General features: G+C 55.8%; 21 protein-coding genes and 1 tRNA gene. 14 read left to right on the forward strand and 8 right to left on the reverse strand.

Annotated features, from left to right (window positions below; all coding sequences use genetic code 11):
* Window positions 1-3: 3 nt before the first annotated feature.
* From BXY66_RS08455 to grxD, 4 genes are all read left to right on the forward strand, one after another.
* Window positions 4-537, forward strand: coding sequence for a hypothetical protein (locus BXY66_RS08455; RefSeq protein ID WP_132859693.1), 534 nt, complete (start codon window positions 4-6; stop codon window positions 535-537).
* A gap of 67 nt (window positions 538-604) precedes the next feature.
* On the forward strand, window positions 605-841 hold the full coding sequence (locus BXY66_RS08460) for a BolA/IbaG family iron-sulfur metabolism protein (RefSeq protein WP_132859694.1): 237 nt from the start codon (window positions 605-607) through the stop codon (window positions 839-841).
* Between the two features lie 114 nt (window positions 842-955).
* Window positions 956-1,186, forward strand: a complete 231-nt coding sequence (locus BXY66_RS08465; protein WP_243694326.1) for a hypothetical protein — start codon at window positions 956-958, stop codon at window positions 1,184-1,186.
* A gap of 107 nt (window positions 1,187-1,293) precedes the next feature.
* Entirely contained in the window at window positions 1,294-1,656 is a 363-nt protein-coding gene (gene grxD, locus BXY66_RS08470) for a Grx4 family monothiol glutaredoxin (RefSeq protein WP_132859695.1), read from the forward strand.
* A 1-nt stretch (window position 1,657) separates the two neighbouring features.
* Here grxD and BXY66_RS20445 read toward each other — a convergent pair whose 3' ends face one another.
* From BXY66_RS20445 to BXY66_RS08480, 3 genes are all read right to left on the reverse strand, one after another.
* The gene (locus tag BXY66_RS20445; RefSeq protein ID WP_165929130.1) at window positions 1,658-1,822 is read right to left on the reverse strand and encodes a hypothetical protein; all 165 of its coding nucleotides are present in this window, start codon (window positions 1,820-1,822) and stop codon (window positions 1,658-1,660) included.
* 149 nt (window positions 1,823-1,971) lie between these two features.
* Complete coding sequence (locus BXY66_RS08475; protein WP_132859696.1) at window positions 1,972-2,355, reverse strand: cell division protein ZapA; 384 nt, start codon at window positions 2,353-2,355, stop codon at window positions 1,972-1,974.
* On the reverse strand, window positions 2,355-3,128 hold the full coding sequence (locus BXY66_RS08480; RefSeq protein WP_132859697.1) for a coiled-coil domain-containing protein: 774 nt from the start codon (window positions 3,126-3,128) through the stop codon (window positions 2,355-2,357). The genes BXY66_RS08475 and BXY66_RS08480 overlap by 1 nt, the downstream gene beginning before the upstream one ends.
* 268 nt (window positions 3,129-3,396) lie before the next feature.
* On the opposite strand from BXY66_RS08480, the gene tkt reads away from it, so the two are divergent.
* The 3 genes from tkt to BXY66_RS08495 all read left to right on the forward strand — a co-directional run bounded on the left by tkt (window position 3,397) and on the right by BXY66_RS08495 (window position 7,629).
* A complete protein-coding gene (gene tkt / locus BXY66_RS08485) occupies window positions 3,397-5,418 on the forward strand; it encodes a transketolase (protein WP_132859698.1) in 2,022 nt (673 codons plus the stop codon).
* A 120-nt stretch (window positions 5,419-5,538) separates the two neighbouring features.
* Window positions 5,539-6,726: a BamA/TamA family outer membrane protein gene (locus BXY66_RS08490; RefSeq protein WP_132859699.1), complete on the forward strand. Its 1,188-nt coding sequence runs from the start codon at window positions 5,539-5,541 to the stop codon at window positions 6,724-6,726.
* Window positions 6,727-6,876: 150 nt separating this feature from the next.
* A complete protein-coding gene (locus BXY66_RS08495) occupies window positions 6,877-7,629 on the forward strand; it encodes a lysophospholipid acyltransferase family protein (protein WP_132859700.1) in 753 nt (250 codons plus the stop codon).
* Here the strand turns inward: BXY66_RS08495 and BXY66_RS08500 are convergent.
* From BXY66_RS08500 to BXY66_RS08520, 5 genes are all read right to left on the reverse strand, one after another.
* Complete coding sequence (locus tag BXY66_RS08500; RefSeq protein ID WP_132859701.1) at window positions 7,615-9,207, reverse strand: right-handed parallel beta-helix repeat-containing protein; 1,593 nt, start codon at window positions 9,205-9,207, stop codon at window positions 7,615-7,617. The genes BXY66_RS08495 and BXY66_RS08500 overlap by 15 nt on opposite strands.
* A gap of 70 nt (window positions 9,208-9,277) precedes the next feature.
* Complete coding sequence (locus BXY66_RS08505) at window positions 9,278-10,252, reverse strand: DUF808 domain-containing protein (RefSeq protein ID WP_132859702.1); 975 nt, start codon at window positions 10,250-10,252, stop codon at window positions 9,278-9,280.
* A 119-nt stretch (window positions 10,253-10,371) separates the two neighbouring features.
* Entirely contained in the window at window positions 10,372-12,180 is a 1,809-nt protein-coding gene (locus BXY66_RS08510; RefSeq protein ID WP_132859703.1) for an ABC-F family ATP-binding cassette domain-containing protein, read from the reverse strand.
* Window positions 12,181-12,230: 50 nt separating this feature from the next.
* Entirely contained in the window at window positions 12,231-12,986 is a 756-nt protein-coding gene (locus BXY66_RS08515; protein ID WP_243694327.1) for a GNAT family N-acetyltransferase, read from the reverse strand.
* Window positions 12,987-13,065: 79 nt separating this feature from the next.
* Entirely contained in the window at window positions 13,066-13,524 is a 459-nt protein-coding gene (locus BXY66_RS08520) for an outer membrane protein assembly factor BamE (RefSeq protein ID WP_132859704.1), read from the reverse strand.
* Window positions 13,525-13,603: 79 nt separating this feature from the next.
* Between BXY66_RS08520 and BXY66_RS08525 the strand changes: the two genes are divergently transcribed.
* From BXY66_RS08525 to BXY66_RS08555, 7 genes are all read left to right on the forward strand, one after another.
* Complete coding sequence (locus tag BXY66_RS08525) at window positions 13,604-14,161, forward strand: YceD family protein (RefSeq protein ID WP_132859705.1); 558 nt, start codon at window positions 13,604-13,606, stop codon at window positions 14,159-14,161.
* A 138-nt stretch (window positions 14,162-14,299) separates the two neighbouring features.
* Window positions 14,300-14,506 carry a 50S ribosomal protein L32 gene (gene rpmF, locus BXY66_RS08530; protein WP_093319737.1) on the forward strand — a complete coding sequence of 69 codons (207 nt, stop codon included), beginning with the start codon at window positions 14,300-14,302 and terminating at the stop codon, window positions 14,504-14,506.
* A 21-nt stretch (window positions 14,507-14,527) separates the two neighbouring features.
* The gene (plsX, locus tag BXY66_RS08535; RefSeq protein ID WP_132859706.1) at window positions 14,528-15,628 is read left to right on the forward strand and encodes a phosphate acyltransferase PlsX; all 1,101 of its coding nucleotides are present in this window, start codon (window positions 14,528-14,530) and stop codon (window positions 15,626-15,628) included.
* Between the two features lie 21 nt (window positions 15,629-15,649).
* Complete coding sequence (locus tag BXY66_RS08540) at window positions 15,650-16,624, forward strand: beta-ketoacyl-ACP synthase III (protein WP_132859707.1); 975 nt, start codon at window positions 15,650-15,652, stop codon at window positions 16,622-16,624.
* A 153-nt stretch (window positions 16,625-16,777) separates the two neighbouring features.
* Entirely contained in the window at window positions 16,778-17,080 is a 303-nt protein-coding gene (gene ihfA / locus BXY66_RS08545) for an integration host factor subunit alpha (RefSeq protein WP_093319729.1), read from the forward strand.
* A gap of 27 nt (window positions 17,081-17,107) precedes the next feature.
* A complete protein-coding gene (locus tag BXY66_RS20590; protein WP_243694328.1) occupies window positions 17,108-17,884 on the forward strand; it encodes a MerR family transcriptional regulator in 777 nt (258 codons plus the stop codon).
* Window positions 17,885-17,943: 59 nt separating this feature from the next.
* Window positions 17,944-18,020 (forward strand) — tRNA-Pro (locus tag BXY66_RS08555).
* Window positions 18,021-18,047: the final 27 nt, after the last annotated feature.

Genomic DNA, 18,047 nt, shown 5'->3' on the forward strand with positions numbered 1-18,047 from the left:
GCCATGATCGACAAAGTGCCCAACTTTCCGGCACTTACAGATGATTGCTCACGCTGTGCAGCCCTTTGCTGCGCAGCGTATCCTTTTGAGGAGAACGAAGATTTCGCGATCCTCAAAGACGCGGACACCGCTTGTCCGAACCTGTCAGAGAGCTGTTTTGATTGCACGATACACGCAGATCTCAAACCACGTGGTTTCGGGGGCTGCGTCGCCTACTCCTGCGCCGGTGCTGGCCAGCGGGTAACTCAGGATCTCTTCGACGGTGAAACATGGCGTGACGATCCTGATCTGTTGGAACATATGACTTACGCCTTGCGGGTTTTGCGCCCAATCCACGAAGCTCTGACAATCCTGAAAGAAGCGTCAAAACTACCCCTGCCCGATGAGGTCCGTAAAGCGCTGATTGCGAAAGTCACCGCGCTTTGTCCCGAAAACCCAAAATCTATCTGGGCATTCGAAGATCCCGAACTTCAGGACGCTCTCGCAGACATGCCGGAATTCGTGCGCTCGCTCGCCCCCTTCGTCACACGCAGCTAATCGGCTTGCAGAGCCCGTCGCGCGGCCCTACATTTTTCTCAAGACGCAAACACAAGGACACACGAAGATGCCCATGAGCCAGCAACAGATTGAAACCCTCCTGCGGGAGACCTTCCCGAACGCTGAAATCGAAATCGGCGGAACGGACGGTGTCCATATGTCCGCGATGGTGGTTGATGAAAGCTTTCGCGGCAAAAACCGCGTACAGCAGCAGCGCGCGGTTTACGCAGCCCTAAAAGGAAAAATGGATGGCCCTGACGGCGAACTACATGCCCTCGCTCTAACAACACGGGCACCGGACTGATGGGATATGTCCTGCTTGGCATCGGGTGTCTGAGTTTGCTGGTGGTCAGCGCCACCGTGCTCGAGGCCCATCGCCAGGCAACACGCAACCCCGGCCGGACGCGGAGGTAACGCGTTGGATTTCCTGGGATTTCTCATAATTTCTGTCATCGCAATGGGGGCTGTTCTTGCCTACCACGGCCGTAATCGCGACCCCATCGAACAGGATGACAGCGACCCTGACAACCACACTTTGCGGTCCGATTATCAATCCGGCATGGGCGGTGGCAACGTCACCACATGGAAAGTCCCAAAGGACCCACAGGCCTACGCCAAGCTGTTTGTACCGGAAAACAAGCAAAAGTGACCCCGTCCGGCCCACTATAAAACTAAGGCCGCATTGGCAAACCGAAGAACTTCGCCCTATATGGAGGGCAACCAAAACACGGCCTTGCCGTCACAAGGAAACGCAACATGACCGATGTAAAAGACCAGATCGACGAAACCGTCAAAGCCAGCGACGTAGTGCTCTTCATGAAAGGCACCAAGGACATGCCCCAATGCGGCTTCTCCTCACGCGTTGCGGGCGTTTTGAACTATATGGGCGTCGAATACACCGACGTGAACGTTCTGGCAGATGACGCTGTACGCCAAGGCATCAAGGACTACTCTGACTGGCCCACCATCCCTCAGCTTTACGTCAAAGGCGAGTTTGTTGGCGGCTGCGACATCATCACTGAAATGGTCCTCTCCAGCGAGTTGGACACCATGTTCGAAGACAACGGCGTGGCTTACGACAAAGATGCGGCGGACAAAATCCGCGAAGCGAACGCTTAAGCTACCCCTCATAACTCTCTGAAAAGCCCTGCCAATCCGGCAGGGCTTTTTCGCTTGATACACCACGTGTCCACCGCGACTGGGTTCGGTCCCGATCGATCAAAAGCGCGACCTGCCAATGATTGAAATGCTCCACGTGATCATAGGTCGAACGTTGTTCATCCATTCTTGCCTCCATGACACTCCGGTCTACAGAAGACGTCGCCGACGTGTTCTACGCCACGCGCCTAACTTTCGCTTGCGGGCCGCGAAACAAAAAAACCGCCCGCACCATCAAGCGCAGGCGGCATCCCGCAAAATCAATCGCGTTTTTGCTTATCCGGCTTTCTCTTCCACCAGATCCGCTACGGCTTCGGCCCGTGCAGCAAGTTCCGCAAGTTTATCTGTCACTTCGCTGGGCACGACCGCCACCTCAACCTGCTCCGGTCCGGCCGCTTTGACCTCTTCCAGCGCTTTCTCCGCCGCGGCAAGCTTGGCTTCCATTTCCCGCAGCTTGTCTTCCACGCCCGCGGTCTTGTCCGCCAGCATGAGGCCGGACATCAACAGCATTCTGGCTTCCGGCACACGACCCGCCTGCCCGACAAGCACCCGCGCCTCCGCATCCAGCATCTTGGCTGCAGACTCAAGAAAATGCTGTTCGCCTTCCTGACAGGCCACTTCAAAAATGCGACCACCGACTTCGATCTGAACTTCTGGCATTACGCGTCCTCCTCGCTGGTCTCACCTGCTGCTTCGAGCGTCGCGGTTTCCGAAACCGCCAGCATCGGCGCCAGGCCCGTCAAGATCACGCTTGCTTCGGCCATTTCGGCTTCTCGTTGCGCTTTCAGACTATCAATTTCGACGCGCAAGGAGTCGTTGATCAGTGTCGCGTCCACGACTTTCTCTTCAGCAACTGCCCGCAGACGTTCATTATTTTCACGTACACCTTTGCTCATCCGGCGCATGCGACGCAGACGCTGTGCCATCTGCTCCATCGCTTCGCGGTTGGCTGACAGGGCCTCGCCACCATCTCCCGCGCCTGCAGCCGCCAGCGCGGCGCGCGCTCCTTCCGCGTCGGCCTCTGCGGTGATCCGCGCCGTCTTTTCCGCCTCAAGCGCACTTTCGAGCTCCGAGACTTTCGCTGTCAACTCGTCGATACGCGCGTCGGCCTCATCTCCGGCCTCGCTGTCTTGGTCCACTTTTGCACGCAGTTCGGCAACTTCCCCCTCGGCCGTCTCGGCCTGTTCTTGTGCCTTGGCCAGTTCGGCTTCGAGTTCTTCTTGCTTTTGCGTCACCGCTCGCAATCTTTCTTCAAGCTGGGCCGACGCACTAGCTTCGCCTTCCAGCGCGCGGCGCAGGCTTTCGACCTCCGCGGTCATGTCTTCAGCCCGATCCGCTGGCTCCGCAGGGGCCGCACCCAAAGTCGCAACTCCAGCGCCAATTCGCTCTATGGCGGCGCTCAGTCTGCTTTCCAGGTCGGTGATATCACTCATGTGCCTCGTCCCTTGTCGTCAATCATTCTGATCATTGTCGTTAGCGCCACTTTGCCACGTTCTTTTTGCACGCGCCACACCTTGTAAGGAATTGTGCGAATTTCACCGGAACCGAAATGACCAAAAATGCCTCTAAATGGCGAAAATGCGCTCTCAAACGCGCATTAGCGTGCGTTTTGACCCCCTCAAGCCAATCTCGCTGCTTGCACTTTATCTATTCGCTGCTATTCAGAAATCGACCCCGCAATGGCATTTTTGGAGCTGCCTCATGGACATCGTTGCCCTACGCGAAAAGAACCCCGAACACTGGATGAAATCTACCGCAATCCGCGCTCTCGCGCTTGACGCGGTTGCCGGTGCCAACTCCGGTCACTCCGGCATGCCGATGGGCATGGCCGACGTTGCTACAGTACTCTTTGAAAAGCACATGAAGTTCGACGTGTCTGCGCCGAATTGGCCAGATCGCGACCGGTTTATCCTGTCTGCCGGTCATGGATCCATGCTGATCTATTCGCTGCTTTACTTGATGGGCGACTCCCAAGTGACGCTGGATCAGATCAAGAATTTCCGCCAGATGGGCGCGCTGACCGCAGGCCACCCGGAAAACTTCCTGATCGACGCCGTCGAAACCACCACCGGTCCACTGGGACAGGGCATTGCCAACGCGGTCGGTTTTGCAATGGCCGAAGAAATCCAGCGCGCACAATATGGCCGCAAGCTGGTGGATCACAAAACATATGTGATTGCCGGTGATGGCTGCCTGATGGAAGGCATTTCCCAAGAAGCCATCGGCCTTGCAGGTCGCCACTCACTCGGCAACTTGATCGTCTTCTGGGACAACAACAACATCACCATCGACGGTTCCGTCGAATTGTCCGACCGCACCAATCAGGTTAATCGTTTCCGCGCTTCCGGCTGGCACGTTCAGGAAATCGACGGCCACGATCCCGAAGCAATCGACGAAGCCATCGAGGCCGCCAAGAAAACCAAACGCCCCTCCATGATCGCGTGCAAAACACATATCGCGATCGGTCACGCGGCGCAGGACACCTCCAAGGGCCACGGCGCTCTGACGGACGCCGAGCAACTCGCCGCTGCGAAGGAGCTCTATGGATGGCCGGGCGATGCGTACGAAGTGCCTGCCGACGTCAAGTCCCAGTGGGAAGCCATTGGCAGCCGTGGTGCAGCCGAACGTGAAGCTTGGGAAGCCCGCTTTGCCGACGCTGGCAGCGGCAAACGTGCCCGCTTTGAACGGGCCTATGCTCTGGAAGCGCCGCGCAAACTTTCGGCCACCATCAGGAATCTCAAAAAACAGATTTCCGAAGAACAGCCGAGCGTGGCAACGCGGAAATCCTCCGAAATGGCTCTGGCCGCGATCAATCCGATCATGCCGGAAACCGTTGGTGGTTCCGCCGACCTGACAGGCTCGAACAACACCAAGACCGAAGACCTTGGCATCTTCGATACAAACAACCGCAAAGGCCGCTACATCTATTGGGGCATCCGCGAGCACGGTATGGCCGCTGCAATGAACGGTATGGCCCTGCATGGCGGTATGCGCCCCTATGGCGGCACCTTCTTCTGCTTCACGGACTATGCGCGTCCTTCGATGCGCCTTGCCGCGCTCAGCAAGATCCCGACAGTCTTCGTCATGACCCATGACTCCATCGGTGTGGGTGAAGACGGGCCAACGCACCAGCCAGTAGAACACCTCGCGATCTGCCGTGCGACCCCGAACACATACGTGTTCCGCCCGGCTGATTCTGTAGAGACTGCAGAGTCCTGGGAAATCGCGCTTACAAGCAAGGAAACTCCGTCGGTTCTGGCTCTGACACGTCAGAATCTCCCGACACTGCGCACCGAGCACAAGCTCAAGAACCTGACCGCACAGGGCGCTTATGTTCTCGCGGATGCAGAGGGGGACCGTCAGGCCATTCTGATCGCCACCGGTTCGGAGGTTTCCGTAGCAATGGAAGCCAAGAAGTTGCTGGAAGCCGAAGGCATCGGCACACGCGTTGTCTCTATGCCCTGCATGGAACTCTTCGCGGCTCAGGACGAAACCTATCGCCGCAAGATCCTGCCTCCGGGCAAATCAGTTCGCGTCGGCATCGAGGCCGCCGTGCGTGCGGGCGGATGGGATCAATGGCTACTCGGCGAACGCGCCCGAGCAGGCAAATCTGATTTCGTCGGCATGGACAGCTTCGGCGCATCTGCCCCAGCCGGTGAATTGTTCGAAAAATTCGGCATCACCGCGGCGAACGTGGTGAAAAAGGTCAAAGCCCTGCTTTGATCCGAAGCCAAAACAAAATCATAGGGCGCTCCAAAAGGAGCGCCCTTTTTTGTGCCCGGATCACACGCACATTCAGGAAAGTCTTTGAATAAAACGCCGTTTCCAACTTAGGCTGCTCGGATGAGGTTTTATTCAATTCTTGAGGTTCTGGTATCGAAATCGAATCCGCTGCGGAGCGTAAGGCAGGCCAAACCAATTTCGGGACTCGTTGCGACAGCTTGCGCATGTCTGGGCCTCCTTTTCAGCGCATCCGCTTTGCAAGCTGAAGAAGAAAGCTGGTTCCGTAAGAACTTCGTAGATCCCGAAGACAACAACCTTGATGCGTCGGAATGGCTGAGCAAGGGCGGCTTCCTACCGCTCCCGCTCGCAATCACGGAACCGGCGATTGACAATGGTCTTGGCATAGCGCTCGGCTTTATCGGACCTACAGACCCGGACAACGATATTCCTCCGGATTTCACAGGCGCAGCCGCCCTCTTTACTGGCAACGGCTCTGAAGTTTATGCAGCGTTTCATGAAGGAACCTATGCCAACGGCAAGCTGAAGCTCTCCGGTTTTGCTGCCCTGACCGACATAAACCTCGATTTCTACCTCGGATCGTCAACGGGCCTTCGCTACAACATAAATGGCGGCATGGCCTCTGCGACCGCCACGTATCAATTGGGATCAAGCAACTGGTATGCCGGCGGCACGTGGCGCTACACCGACGCCGATGTCCGTTTTAAAGGGCTCTCCGGCAGTGCATCTCTACCGTTGGCGTTGAATGCCACACTGTCCGGCGTTGGTCTGGTTCTCGACTATTACTCTCTGGACAATACCTTTACACCGACTTCCGGAACCAGCGCCCGTCTTGGCGTGATCCGCTTTGATGACGCCGTCGGTAGCGACTTTGACTACACAAAAAGCATCGCCTCGGTCTTTACCTATAGCAGCCCCACCGACCGTCTCACTTTGGGCGGCAAATTTGTTGCCGAGGCCGTGAACGGAAACGCGCCATTCTTTGTCCTGCCGGCGATCAACCTGCGCGGAATCCCTGCCATCCGTTATCAAGGCGACGCGGCTTACTCTGCCGAGTTTGAAGCAACCTACCGGATCGCCGACCGCTGGCGCGTTGTCGGGTTTACCGGTATCGGATGGGCTGACGATCAGACTGCCGGAGCCGACAGAAAGATCAAAGCGACCTATGGCACGGGTGTGCGCTACAGGATCGCACGGCGTCTGGGTATTGATCTGGGTCTCGACATTGCACGCGGCCCCGAAGAAACGGTTTTTTATTTTCAATTCGGTCGCGCATGGCGCCGTTTCTAGCGACCTCAAACTTGCTGCAAGCATTTCAACCTGAACAAATTGCGATCATCCCCTACCCCTATTTCCTCTATCTTTACGCATCGTAAGCCTCTATGTGGCAAGGACTGATTATCTCGAGGTCATAAGACCTCCCGCCACAGGACCACTTCCATGCTCGCCACCTTTATCAAGCGCTGCCTTTTGGTCCTCCTAGGTCCCTTCATTTTCCTTTTCGTGGCTTTCATCCCTACGCTTTGCGGCAAGCGCCCCGGCTTTCGCGGCTGGTTCTGGCGGACTGTGTCGCGCTGCTGTACGTGGCTTCTCTGGTTTCTTGATGTCGACGTTGAAATCTCTGACGAAGCCCGCGAAGCGCTACGCACTGACACAAACTCGGTCATTGCGGTTAACCACCGCAGCCACCTCGACGGGTTTTCAATGCTGCACGTAATTCCCAACAAAAAATGGGTCACGTTCGGTGCCAAAAAAGAGCTTTGCGAAGCTGCCTTGCTCCGACGCGGTTTCGAGGGCGCAGGTCTGCTCAAGATTGACCGCGACAAGGGCCGGGATGCGCTTGCCTCTCTGACTGACGCGGTTGATGCGATGCCGCAGCGTCGGTCGCCGATCCTGTTTGTGGAAGGCACCCGTGCTACAAAACCGGGTCTGCCACCGTTCAAGGCTGGCGCGGTTCTGATCGCGCAGAAAACCGGCCGCGCCGTCCGCCCCTTTGTTATCAGCCACTCCGATAAACTCCTTCCTCGCGGCAAATTCTTTCCATTCAAGGGAACGATCCACATCGACGTATTGGACCAGATGCACTTTGGCGCGGATGAGAACACCGATGCCTGCGTCGCCAAACTTCGTGCAGCGATGGCAGCGGCCTACGATGCGCAAACCGGTGAAACCACCGACCTAGACAAGATGTAGTTTCCAGTCTGCCCCAGTGGCCTCGACGGCGGACTTTTCCCGTTCGATAACGACCTTGGAAACCGCCATATCCTCAAACGGCCAACCCGACAGCCCAAAGGCTGCCATGTCCTGTGCACCTACACCAAAGCCCGCCTCAAAAATCATGTTGGAGCCCGCCGCACGGTCAATCTCGATACGCTCTGAAACAACCTTTGGCACACTATCCGAGGTTGGCAACATGCCGTCCCAACCTCCCAAAGGTGCATAAGGAACAGCGTTGAACGATTTGATTTCAAAAGCTTTATCAAACCCACCAACACAATCAACAAAGTTGCCCTTGTCCGGAAATCCATCTTGCGTGCAGGCCATGCCCTTCACGACCATGCCGTCCAGCCACTTCATCTTGTGGAACGCCATGCGCGGTTTGCTTAGATCTTCCGGATACTGTTCAGGATAAAGCCCCAAAAGCGTGTAGCCGTCGAACCATTGCGAACTGATGCCTTTTTTGGAGTAAGCAGTCCGCGACTGCACCGAATTGAACAAACTGTAGAAGTTGTGTCTGGGTTGCGGCGTCTCGTCAGATCCCTTTTTCAGAAATTTGAAAATCTTGCCGCCTTGATACTCCTGATATCCCGGTCGCCCGGGTCGACGGTCGTTCAGGGTTCGGTTGCCAATAATGAACACGTCCCGCATCGCCACCAGATCGGTCGAATAGGTTGCGTGGTTGTTGTAGAACCGGTTCTCCAACACATACCAGTTCTGCGCGCCCTTCTCCGGCTCAACGGCGTTGTCGCGAATGAACGAAAACCGGTTTCGATAAATCGCGACATCCTTGTTTCGCGCTATTGACGGCCGTTGCCGCCTGACAGTCACATGGGTCTTGTTCACTTCCATGCGGACCACATTGAATGCGTGGCTTACGTCACAATCACGGATCACCAGCCCGCCTTCAATGTTGTAGCTCCCGAAAAATCCACCGTTGAGATGGCTGTGATCGCGATACCCCGGCCACGCTTTGACCTCTTCCCAGGTTACGCGCCCTTCCCACATGTCAAAATCGGGATCCTGCACCCATTGGCAGCGTTCGATCAGAATATCCCGCGTTGGAAAATCATCCAATTGACGCGCATAAACAAAAAACCGGCCCCGAAGTGCGTGACATTTCGCAATCGTGACATGCTCGGCCGAACGCAGGAAAAACGCCGACGGCCAGCAACGATCCAGTTTCAAGTTTTTGAAAACAATATGCTTTGCACGGATCACCTTGAAAAAAGCGAAGTCACCGTCCAGCGGTTCCATACCCGCATGCCGTCCGTCCGCGGGTGTTCGGCGACCATCCAGCAACGGTGGCTGTGTTTCGTCAAACGCCCGAATGCATATCGGTTTCCCACTCGTACCCGATACATTTACCACCACCGGTTCGTAGTAGTTTCCGGCAAGCAGGAGCACCTCATCGCCCGGCTTTGCGCGATTTATGGCAGTCTGAAGCTCGTCAATCCAAATTTGCCGTTTGTGCCCTTTCGGATTCTTGGTGTCGTGCGGATCGTCGTAATACCCTTCGACCGGTGCTGCCAAGATGGTCTGACACTCACTCATCTCACCCTCTAAAATACGCTCAATTTATGCGCGTATTGGGCAGCGAGCGACCAAAAAAATCAAGAGCGTCTCAATGCGCAGCTCCCTTGCCTGTCACCTTGGCAACCAAAGGTCCAATCACTTTGGTCGCCACAGGTATCAATACGATCCCCAGTGCCAGACCGAAAACGCCATCCATCGCAGCTTTTGAAATCCACTCCACCGCCGCGGTCCACCCTTCAGGCACTGCATGCCCAATAGCATAAGCCCAATCGTGAATGTGATGCCCGAGCCAGCCGAAACCCAACTCTTCCAAGCCGTGGATCACAATTGACCCGCCAACCCACAGCATGGCCGCCGTCCCGACAATGGTCAGTAGCTTCATAAACCCCGGCATTGCCCGCACAAGCCACTTGCCAAAAGCCCGTGTCGGCGCGAGACGCCCCTTCACATAAAGCATCAGGCCAAAGTCATCGGCCTTCACGATCAAGGCAACAGAACCATAAACCGCGACTGTGATCCCGACACCGGCCATCGCCAGCGTTGATGCCTCCATCCAGAAATTGCTCTCCGGAATTGCACTCAGAATGATGGTCATGATTTCAGCGGATAGGATAAAGTCCGTCTTGATGGCGCCAGCTGCTTTCTTCTCCTCCAGAATTGCCGCATCAACAGGGACCTCTTCTGTCTCTTCATGATGCGCATCATGGGGCACCAGCACATGATAGACCTTTTCGGCGCCCTCAAAACACAGGTACGCACCGCCAATCATCAGCAATGGCGAAATCAGCCATGGTGCAAAATTCGCCAGCAAAAGGGCCGCCGGCAAGAGGATCAGCAACTTGTTTTTGATTGAGCCCTTGGCAATCTTCCAGATGATCGGCAGTTCACGCTCGGCGCGAAATCCCTGAACGTATTTTGGCGTCACCGCAGCATCGTCAATTACTGCTCCGGCGGCCTTTGCCCCTGCTTTGGCTGCTTGGGCGGCCACATCGTCAATAGACGCCGCCGCGACTTTTGCAATTGACGCCACATCGTCCAGTAACGCCAGCAAACCACCTGCCATCAAAAAATCCTTTCCGTTCTCGCACCAACAGGCTGCATCGGAGCGACAGAACAATCAAGAAATTGCGTTCAAACGATACCGACGGAATACCGACGTTTTGCCGACATCTTGCAGAACCCTTACCCTTCGGCCTTTTCTTCAAGCATGAGCCACTCTTCTTCGGCATCTGCCAAAGCCGTCTGCCGCTCCACGAGAGCCTCAGTCGCCTTCTGAAATTTCACCGGCTCCTTCGTAAACAGGTCCGGATCTGCCATGAATTCTTCGAGCTTCGCGATCTCGGCTTCGAGCCGCTCCATAATGCTCGGAAGCGCTTCAAGCCTGTGTTTTTCAGTAAAGCTCAAACCCTCTGACGGAGCTTTCTCTTGCTTTACCTTCTCAGCCTTAGGCTTTGTTTTTTCTGATTTTTCCCTGAATTCATCAGGTTGTCTCTGAGCACGGTAGTCCGACCATCCACCGGCATAAACCGTCGCCCTGCCATTGCCTTCCATTGCCACCGTAGTTGTGGCCACACGGTCAAGAAAATCGCGATCGTGGCTGACCAACAGAACGGTGCCGTCATAATCGTCTAGCAATTCTTGCAGAAGATCGAGTGTCTCAACATCAAGATCGTTCGTCGGTTCGTCCATAACCAGAAGGTTGCTTTCCTTTGCCATCAATTTTGCCAGCAACAGGCGCGCTTTTTCGCCTCCTGACAATGACCGCACCGGTGCTCTTGCTTGACGGTCGTCAAACAGAAATTCCTTCAGATACCCAACGACATGGCGCGGTTGCCCTCGAACCATCACCTGATCTGCCTTGCCGGACACCCGCATGTCGGGATCACCGGTCAAACTGTCCCAAAGGGTCATATCAGGATCGAGCTGTGCCCGCGCCTGATCGAACACGGCTGGCAAAAGATTCGTTCCCAAAGTTACCGAGCCTGAGTCCGGCGCTTCCTCTCCCATCAGCATTTTGATCACGGTGGTTTTGCCAACGCCATTTGGCCCGACAAAGGCCACCCGATCCCCCCTCTGTATCGTCAGAGAGAAGTTCTGAACAATCGGCTTGTCGTCAAAAGACTTCACCAACCCTTTGGCATCAATAACTTTTTTGCCGGACTTCGGCCCCGCCGACAATTCCATCGCAGCCGCGCCTTGACGTTTGATCATCGAAGCCCTTTCGGCCCGAAGATCCTTCAGAGCCCGCACGCGACCCATGTTGCGTTTGCGTCGCGCTGAAATACCTTCAACCGCCCATCGGGCCTCAGCCTTGATTTTGCGATCCATTTTGTGCCGGGCGACGTCTTCTTCTTCCCAAACCTTGTCGCGCCAGACCTCGAAGGCATCAAAACCCTTCTCCTGTCGTCGCACCATTCCCCTGTCTATCCAAAGAGTTGCACGGCTAAGCTCGCGTAAAAACGCACGGTCGTGACTGATTAGAACAAACCCCGCCCGCGTTGCCTTGAGCTCTTCTTCGAGCCAGCCAATTGCCTCAATATCCAGGTGGTTGGTCGGTTCGTCCAAGAGCATCAAATCCGGTGCTTCCGCCATCAGACGCGCCAAAGCTGCTCTCCGTCGCTCACCGCCGGAAGCGGTTTCAACCGGCCTCGCGGGATCAAATTTCAAACCCTCACCGGCTCTTTCGACTTTGTACATCTCGCCCGGCTCCAGCCCTGCGGATGCGAATTCACCAAGCGTTGAAAACCCAGACATATCAGGGTCTTGATCCATATACCCAACGGAAACGCCAGCGGGGACAACAATTTCTCCCCGATCAGGCTCCACCAGACCGGCCATAACTTTCATCAATGTCGACTTGCCGGAACCGTTCCGTCCGACAAGGGCAACCCGGTCGCCTGGTTGCACAACCAAGCCCAACTGGTCAAATACAGGATCCCCGCCAAACGTCAGGGAAATGTCGCTCATCTGCAAAAGAGGTATACGTGCCATGCCGATGCGCTAGCCCGCCTCGCGCCAAGCGTCAACCGGAACGGTTCAATTCAGGCACTGATCGCCCGCAACAAGCGCTTTCTCCCTGGCGGAATCGCCTTTATTTCCAAACCGGTAAACACATGCAACGTGTTCATCTGCTTGTCGACGACAGCATGGTCGCTGACCCAGCCACCCATCATCAGATAAGTGCGAAGCAACGGAGGCATCCGAAGTTGAGCCAGCTTGAGATTCGGCTTTTTCCGGAGGCGCGAGGCAAAGCGGAAAACATCAGGAGCCTTTACCTTGGGTTGCCATCGCGAAGGCGCAATGTGCCGGTCTCGCAGCATTGCAAATGCATCCAGATAAAGTGCCTCGTCCGTTCCTGCAAAAGACGAACACCCAAAAAGCATTTCAATATTGTTTTCGTCCACATACACGGTTAGCGCACCCCAAGCGACACGCAGAATGTCAGGATCGGTCCAGTCAGGATGGATGCAAAAGCGCCCGACCTCTATCATCTGCCCCTCAAAAGACCTCAGCGCGTCAAGTTCATAAAACTGGGCAGAATAGGCGCGATCGATTTCGAAACCACCACTCAGTCGCATGAATCGGAAGCAACACACCAGTTTGCCGGTTGATTTGTCTTCCACGAGAATATGCTGACACAGTCGGTCATACGCGTCAGCGTCCAAAGAGGCCTGGCCATCTTCGCCGCGAAACGCGAGACAGCGCAGCTTCTGCGCCGCCAGAACATCATCAGCATTTTGCGCCAAACGCGCGGAATACCGACCTTTTTTCAGCATAAGCATAACCGGCTCACCCATCAGGTTTCGCCACATATTACCAAATCGGCGGTAACATCCGAATGACAAAATGCTCCGCCACGACCGGCTTGGGTCCATTTTACTGCGAAGTAATTGTACTCGGATCGAAGTTCCCGATGTTTGACAACAGCTGACGGAGGAACCCGCTCGACTGAATACCATTGTCGGTAATCCGGCGGGTCAAAGGCACAGCTTGGCCATCTTCCAATGAATAGTACTGCAAGTTGCGCGCCACACCGCGACTGTCAAAATCAATCGCAACGACCTGACGTTCCACAACTTCCGGCGCCCGCGCGCCGTAGTGCTTCACTTTAGAGCGCACATAGACATACGAACTGTCCGACAGCATACCCGTTGCAGAAGGCGAGCCGATCGCCTCGGCGATCGTATCACGGGTATCTACACCCAATTTGACTTCCTCGAGTTCCGCCGGCGTTGGGACGTAGCCATGGTTGCGATACCGCGTCGTACACGCGACTGTGGTTGCCAAAAGCACACCCAAGACCGCGTATTTGATCGCTTTATTTCCTCGTGCCATGCCTGCCCTCTTGTGTTGGCCTTTACTGCCTTCTATCTCGCTTACAGAATGAACGCCATCGGTTCAAGAATGTAAGATTATGACAAACCCGCAAGAATACGGCCGCATTTTCAAAGTACGCGCGCTCTCTCAAAACCAACCGACCGACATCGAACTGCGACCATCCAAGGCAGAAATGGCGCAGATCGCGTCCGAACTGGATTTGATTGACGTGCGAAAAGTTCTGTTCTCAGGACAACTCAAGGCCGCAGGAAAGAATGACTGGACGCTATCTGCACACCTTGGTGCGACAGTTGTGCAACCGTGTGTGGTTACTCTGGAACCGGTCACAACGCGCATCGAGACGGATGTGACCCGTCACTACCTGGCGGAGATGCCTGAACTGGGTGACGAAGAAGAAGTCGAAATGCCGGAAGACGAGAATGCTGAGCAGCTTGGCAGTGAAATTGACGTCTCAGCGGTTCTTTTCGAGGCTCTTGCACTGAACCTTCCGCTTTTTCCACGGGCTGAGGGCGCAAAAATAGACAGTGCGGTCTTTACTGAGCCGGGAAAAAAGGCCATGACCGACGAAGAGGCACGGCCTTTCGCCTCGCTTGCGGCGCTTCGGGACAAACTCGGACCGGCAGACGAAGAATAGGGCTTGCGCCGCGCGCAAATAACAGTATTTTCGCGCGCTCATTGGGAATTTATGTCGACTCGGGTGCGCGATGCGCGATTTGGCCCGGGACGCTCACGGAAACGGGCACCACGCCCCAGTAAATCGAAGGTTGCGACAATGGCTGTCCAGCAGAACAAAGTATCGAAATCGCGCCGCAACAACCGCCGTGCACATGACGCGCTGGTTGCCGGCAACCCGAACGAATGCCCCAACTGTGGTGAGCTTAAGCGCCCCCACCACGTTTGCGCATCCTGCGGCCACTACGACGACCGCGAAGTCGTTGCCATGGTTGACGACGTCGACCTGGACGAAGACGCAGCTTAATATCCTGAGATTAGCGTCCGCATGTCAGGTTTGACTCCATCTGCAAACTCCGACTCCGGACGTACGGTTATCTCAGTTGACGCCATGGGTGGCGATCGCGGGCCGGCAGCAGTAGTTGCCGGCATTTCGCTGTCTGCGAAAAAGAATCCAGACATTGCCTTTATCTTGCACGGACCTGAGGCGAAGCTGCGTCGGCTTGTTGCCAAACGCCGCAATCTCGAAGGCCGTGTCGAATACCGCGACATGCCCGACGTCGTTTCCATGGACGATAAACCCACGCAGGTAATGCGCAATGGCAAAGACACCTCGATGTGGTCCGCCATCGATTCGGTGCGCAATGGCGAAGCTGCCGCCTGTGTGAGCTGCGGCAACACCGGTGCTCTGATGATGCTGTCAGTCGTGCGCCTGCGGAAATTGCCTGGCGTAAACCGCCCCGCCATCGCGGTTCTTTGGCCTTCCAAGAGCCCGCAAGGCTTTAACATTATGCTCGATGTCGGCGCAGACATCCGCGCCGATGAGCAAGACCTTCTGCAATATGCACTGATGGGCGCGAGCTATGCCCGCAACGGTATGGAGCTGGTTCGCCCCCGAGTCGGCCTACTCAACGTCGGAACAGAAGAATTCAAAGGCCGCGCTGAACTAAAAGCAGCCCACGACCTTGTGGCACAGAACGCAGAAAACGCCAATTTCGAGTTTGTCGGCTTTGTCGAAGGCACCGACCTTCCAGGGAACAAAGCAGATGTCATCGTAACCGATGGATTCACCGGCAATGTCGCCATCAAAACCGGCGAAGGGACGGCAAGCCTGATCGGCTCGCTATTGCGCGAGGCGTTCAAGTTTTCACCCTTGTCACGACTCGCCGCTGTGATGGCCTACACATCCCTCAATCGACTGAACAAGCGCATCGACCCACGGCGAGTTAATGGCGGTGTGTTTCTCGGTTTGAACGGCACCGTGGTAAAGTCCCACGGTTCTTCAGATGCAACCGGTGTCAGCGCAGCGGTGAAACTCGCGTTCAAACTCGGCCAGTCGGGTTTCTCGGAAAGGCTTGCAGCGCGGGTTGCATCCGCTGTATCCCTGCCGCAAGATGACGCTACGTCGGCATCCGACGAAAACGAATAAACAAAAAAGCTAGGCACCGATATGACGACACGCGCCGTAGTGATTGGCGTTGGCCACTATTTGCCGGAACGGGTCGTTCCCAACTCGGAATTTGAAAAAACCCTCGACACAAGCGACGAATGGATTCGGACCCGATCGGGGATCGAGCGCCGCCACTTTGCCGCTGAAGACGAAACCACTTCTATGCTCGGCGCTAAAGCTGCCCAATCGGCTTTGGAAAATGCAGGGCTAGCTCCCGACGACGTCGATGCCATCGTTGTGGCAACTTCCACACCAGACCTGACCTTTCCGTCAGTTGCGACGATGATCCAGGAAAAAATCGGCATGACCCGAGGCTTCGGCTTTGATGTTCAAGCTGTGTGCGCAGGCTTCATCTACGCTCTGACCAACGCGAATGCTCTCGTTGTGTCTGGTCAGGCCAAACGCGTTCTGGTGATCGGTGCAGAAACTTTCTCCCGGATCATGGATTGGGAAGACCGCGCAACTTGTGTTCTCTTTGGTGACGGCGCTGGCGCGATCATTCTAGAGGCACAGGATCAAGCCGGCACCAATGCGGATCGCGGCGTTCTTTCCAGCGACCTCAATAGCGACGGGCGTTACCGCGACATGCTCTATGTTGACGGCGGCGTCAGTTCGACCGGCTCCTCCGGCAAGCTGCGAATGCAGGGAAATGCCCTTTTCCGTCAAGCGGTTGAAAAACTAACTTCAACAGCCCACACGGCCCTTACCAAAATTGGCCTCAACGATGACGCCGTTGACTGGATCGTTCCACATCAGGCCAACATTCGTATTATCCAGGGCACCGCAAAGAAACTCGGTGTGCCAATGGATCGTGTCATTGTGACCGTTCAGGACCACGGCAACACGTCCGCAGCATCCATCCCTCTTGCGATGTCAGTTGGCGTTTCCGAGGGTAAGATCAAGAAGGGTGATCTCCTTGTGGCTGAGGCGATCGGCGGCGGTTTGGCTTGGGGTGCCGTTGTCTTGCGCTGGTGAACCACTGGTAAAAACACCACCGCCACGCCCATAACGCCCCCTAACCCATTGTGAAATCGCGCAGATAATCGCTTACGGCGGCCTTCTGGTCATTGACTCACAATTTCCCTTGCCCCTATTCTTGCTCATTGGATGGAAAAATAGGGGGAGAAGATGACCGGCAAGACATTGACCCGCATGGATCTCAGTGAAGCGGTGTTTCGCGAAGTGGGCCTGTCCCGCAATGACTCGGCCCAGCTTGTAGAGAGCGTGCTCAACCACATGTCTGACGCGCTTGTTCGCGGCGAACAGGTCAAAATTTCTTCCTTCGGCACATTCAGCGTCCGTGACAAGGCGGCACGCGTGGGTCGAAACCCGAAAACCGGCGAAGAGGTTCCGATCAACCCTCGCCGCGTTCTGACATTCCGGCCCTCGCACCTGATGAAAGACCGCGTGGCAGCCGGCAACAAGAAGTAACAGGTTAACACCGAGGCGGCAGTAGCTATGGCCAAATCCCGCGATGCGTTTCGCACAATCAGCGAAGTCGCCGAGTGGCTTGATATCCAAGCGCATGTTTTGCGGTTCTGGGAAAGCAAATTCACGCAAGTGAAACCGGTCAAACGCGCCGGCGGTCGTCGCTATTATCGTCGGCAGGATATGTTGCTGCTGGGTGGTATCAAGAAACTGCTGCATGACGATGGTATGACCATCAAAGGCGCTCAGAAACTGTTGCGGGAAGAAGGCATCAAATACGTCGCTTCCCTGTCTCGGCCTGTGGACTCCGACGAAGCAGACATTATCGACGCCGTCGCGATTCCTACCCCAGCCGACGAAAACGTTGCTGAGACCGCGCCGGAGATTGGCGAAACCGCTTCGGAAAACGCCAATGAACCAGAGGCTTTGGAAGCACAAGCGGACGACGTTTCACCGGAGCCGACACCAAGCGTTGCTGATACAGCCGAAACTGTCGAGGAAATCGCGCCAGTACCGGCTCAAGGAATTGCGGAACAGCAAGACGCTGTCACCGGAGCGTTTGAGCAGCCGTCATTGGAACCCGCTTTGACGTCGTCAGAAGACAGCACGACCGAAGCTTCCGCCGATGAAGACGACTTCACTCCGGATACGGCGTCCTCAGACTTCGATGAAGAAGTACTGGAAAACTTCCTCGTAAACCTTCGTCACGTCTCGCATATCCACCCGGCGCAAGCCGCGGAAGCCTCATCGCTCGTTGCCCGTTTTGCCAAGCTGTTCCAGGCGACGCAGGAAAGCGAACAGGCCTGACCAAAGTTGCGTTTTTTGACTTGCCCCCGCCCGCAATTTCGTTATGAACAGCCCATCGTCGGGCTATGGCGCAGCCTGGTAGCGCGTCCGTCTGGGGGACGGAAGGTCGCAGGTTCGAGTCCTGCTAGCCCGACCATAGAAAACCGCCCGTGTGCCGCAAGGC

This window comes from Shimia isoporae (genome assembly GCF_004346865.1).
In the GTDB taxonomy this organism is placed as follows: domain Bacteria; phylum Pseudomonadota; class Alphaproteobacteria; order Rhodobacterales; family Rhodobacteraceae; genus Shimia; species Shimia isoporae.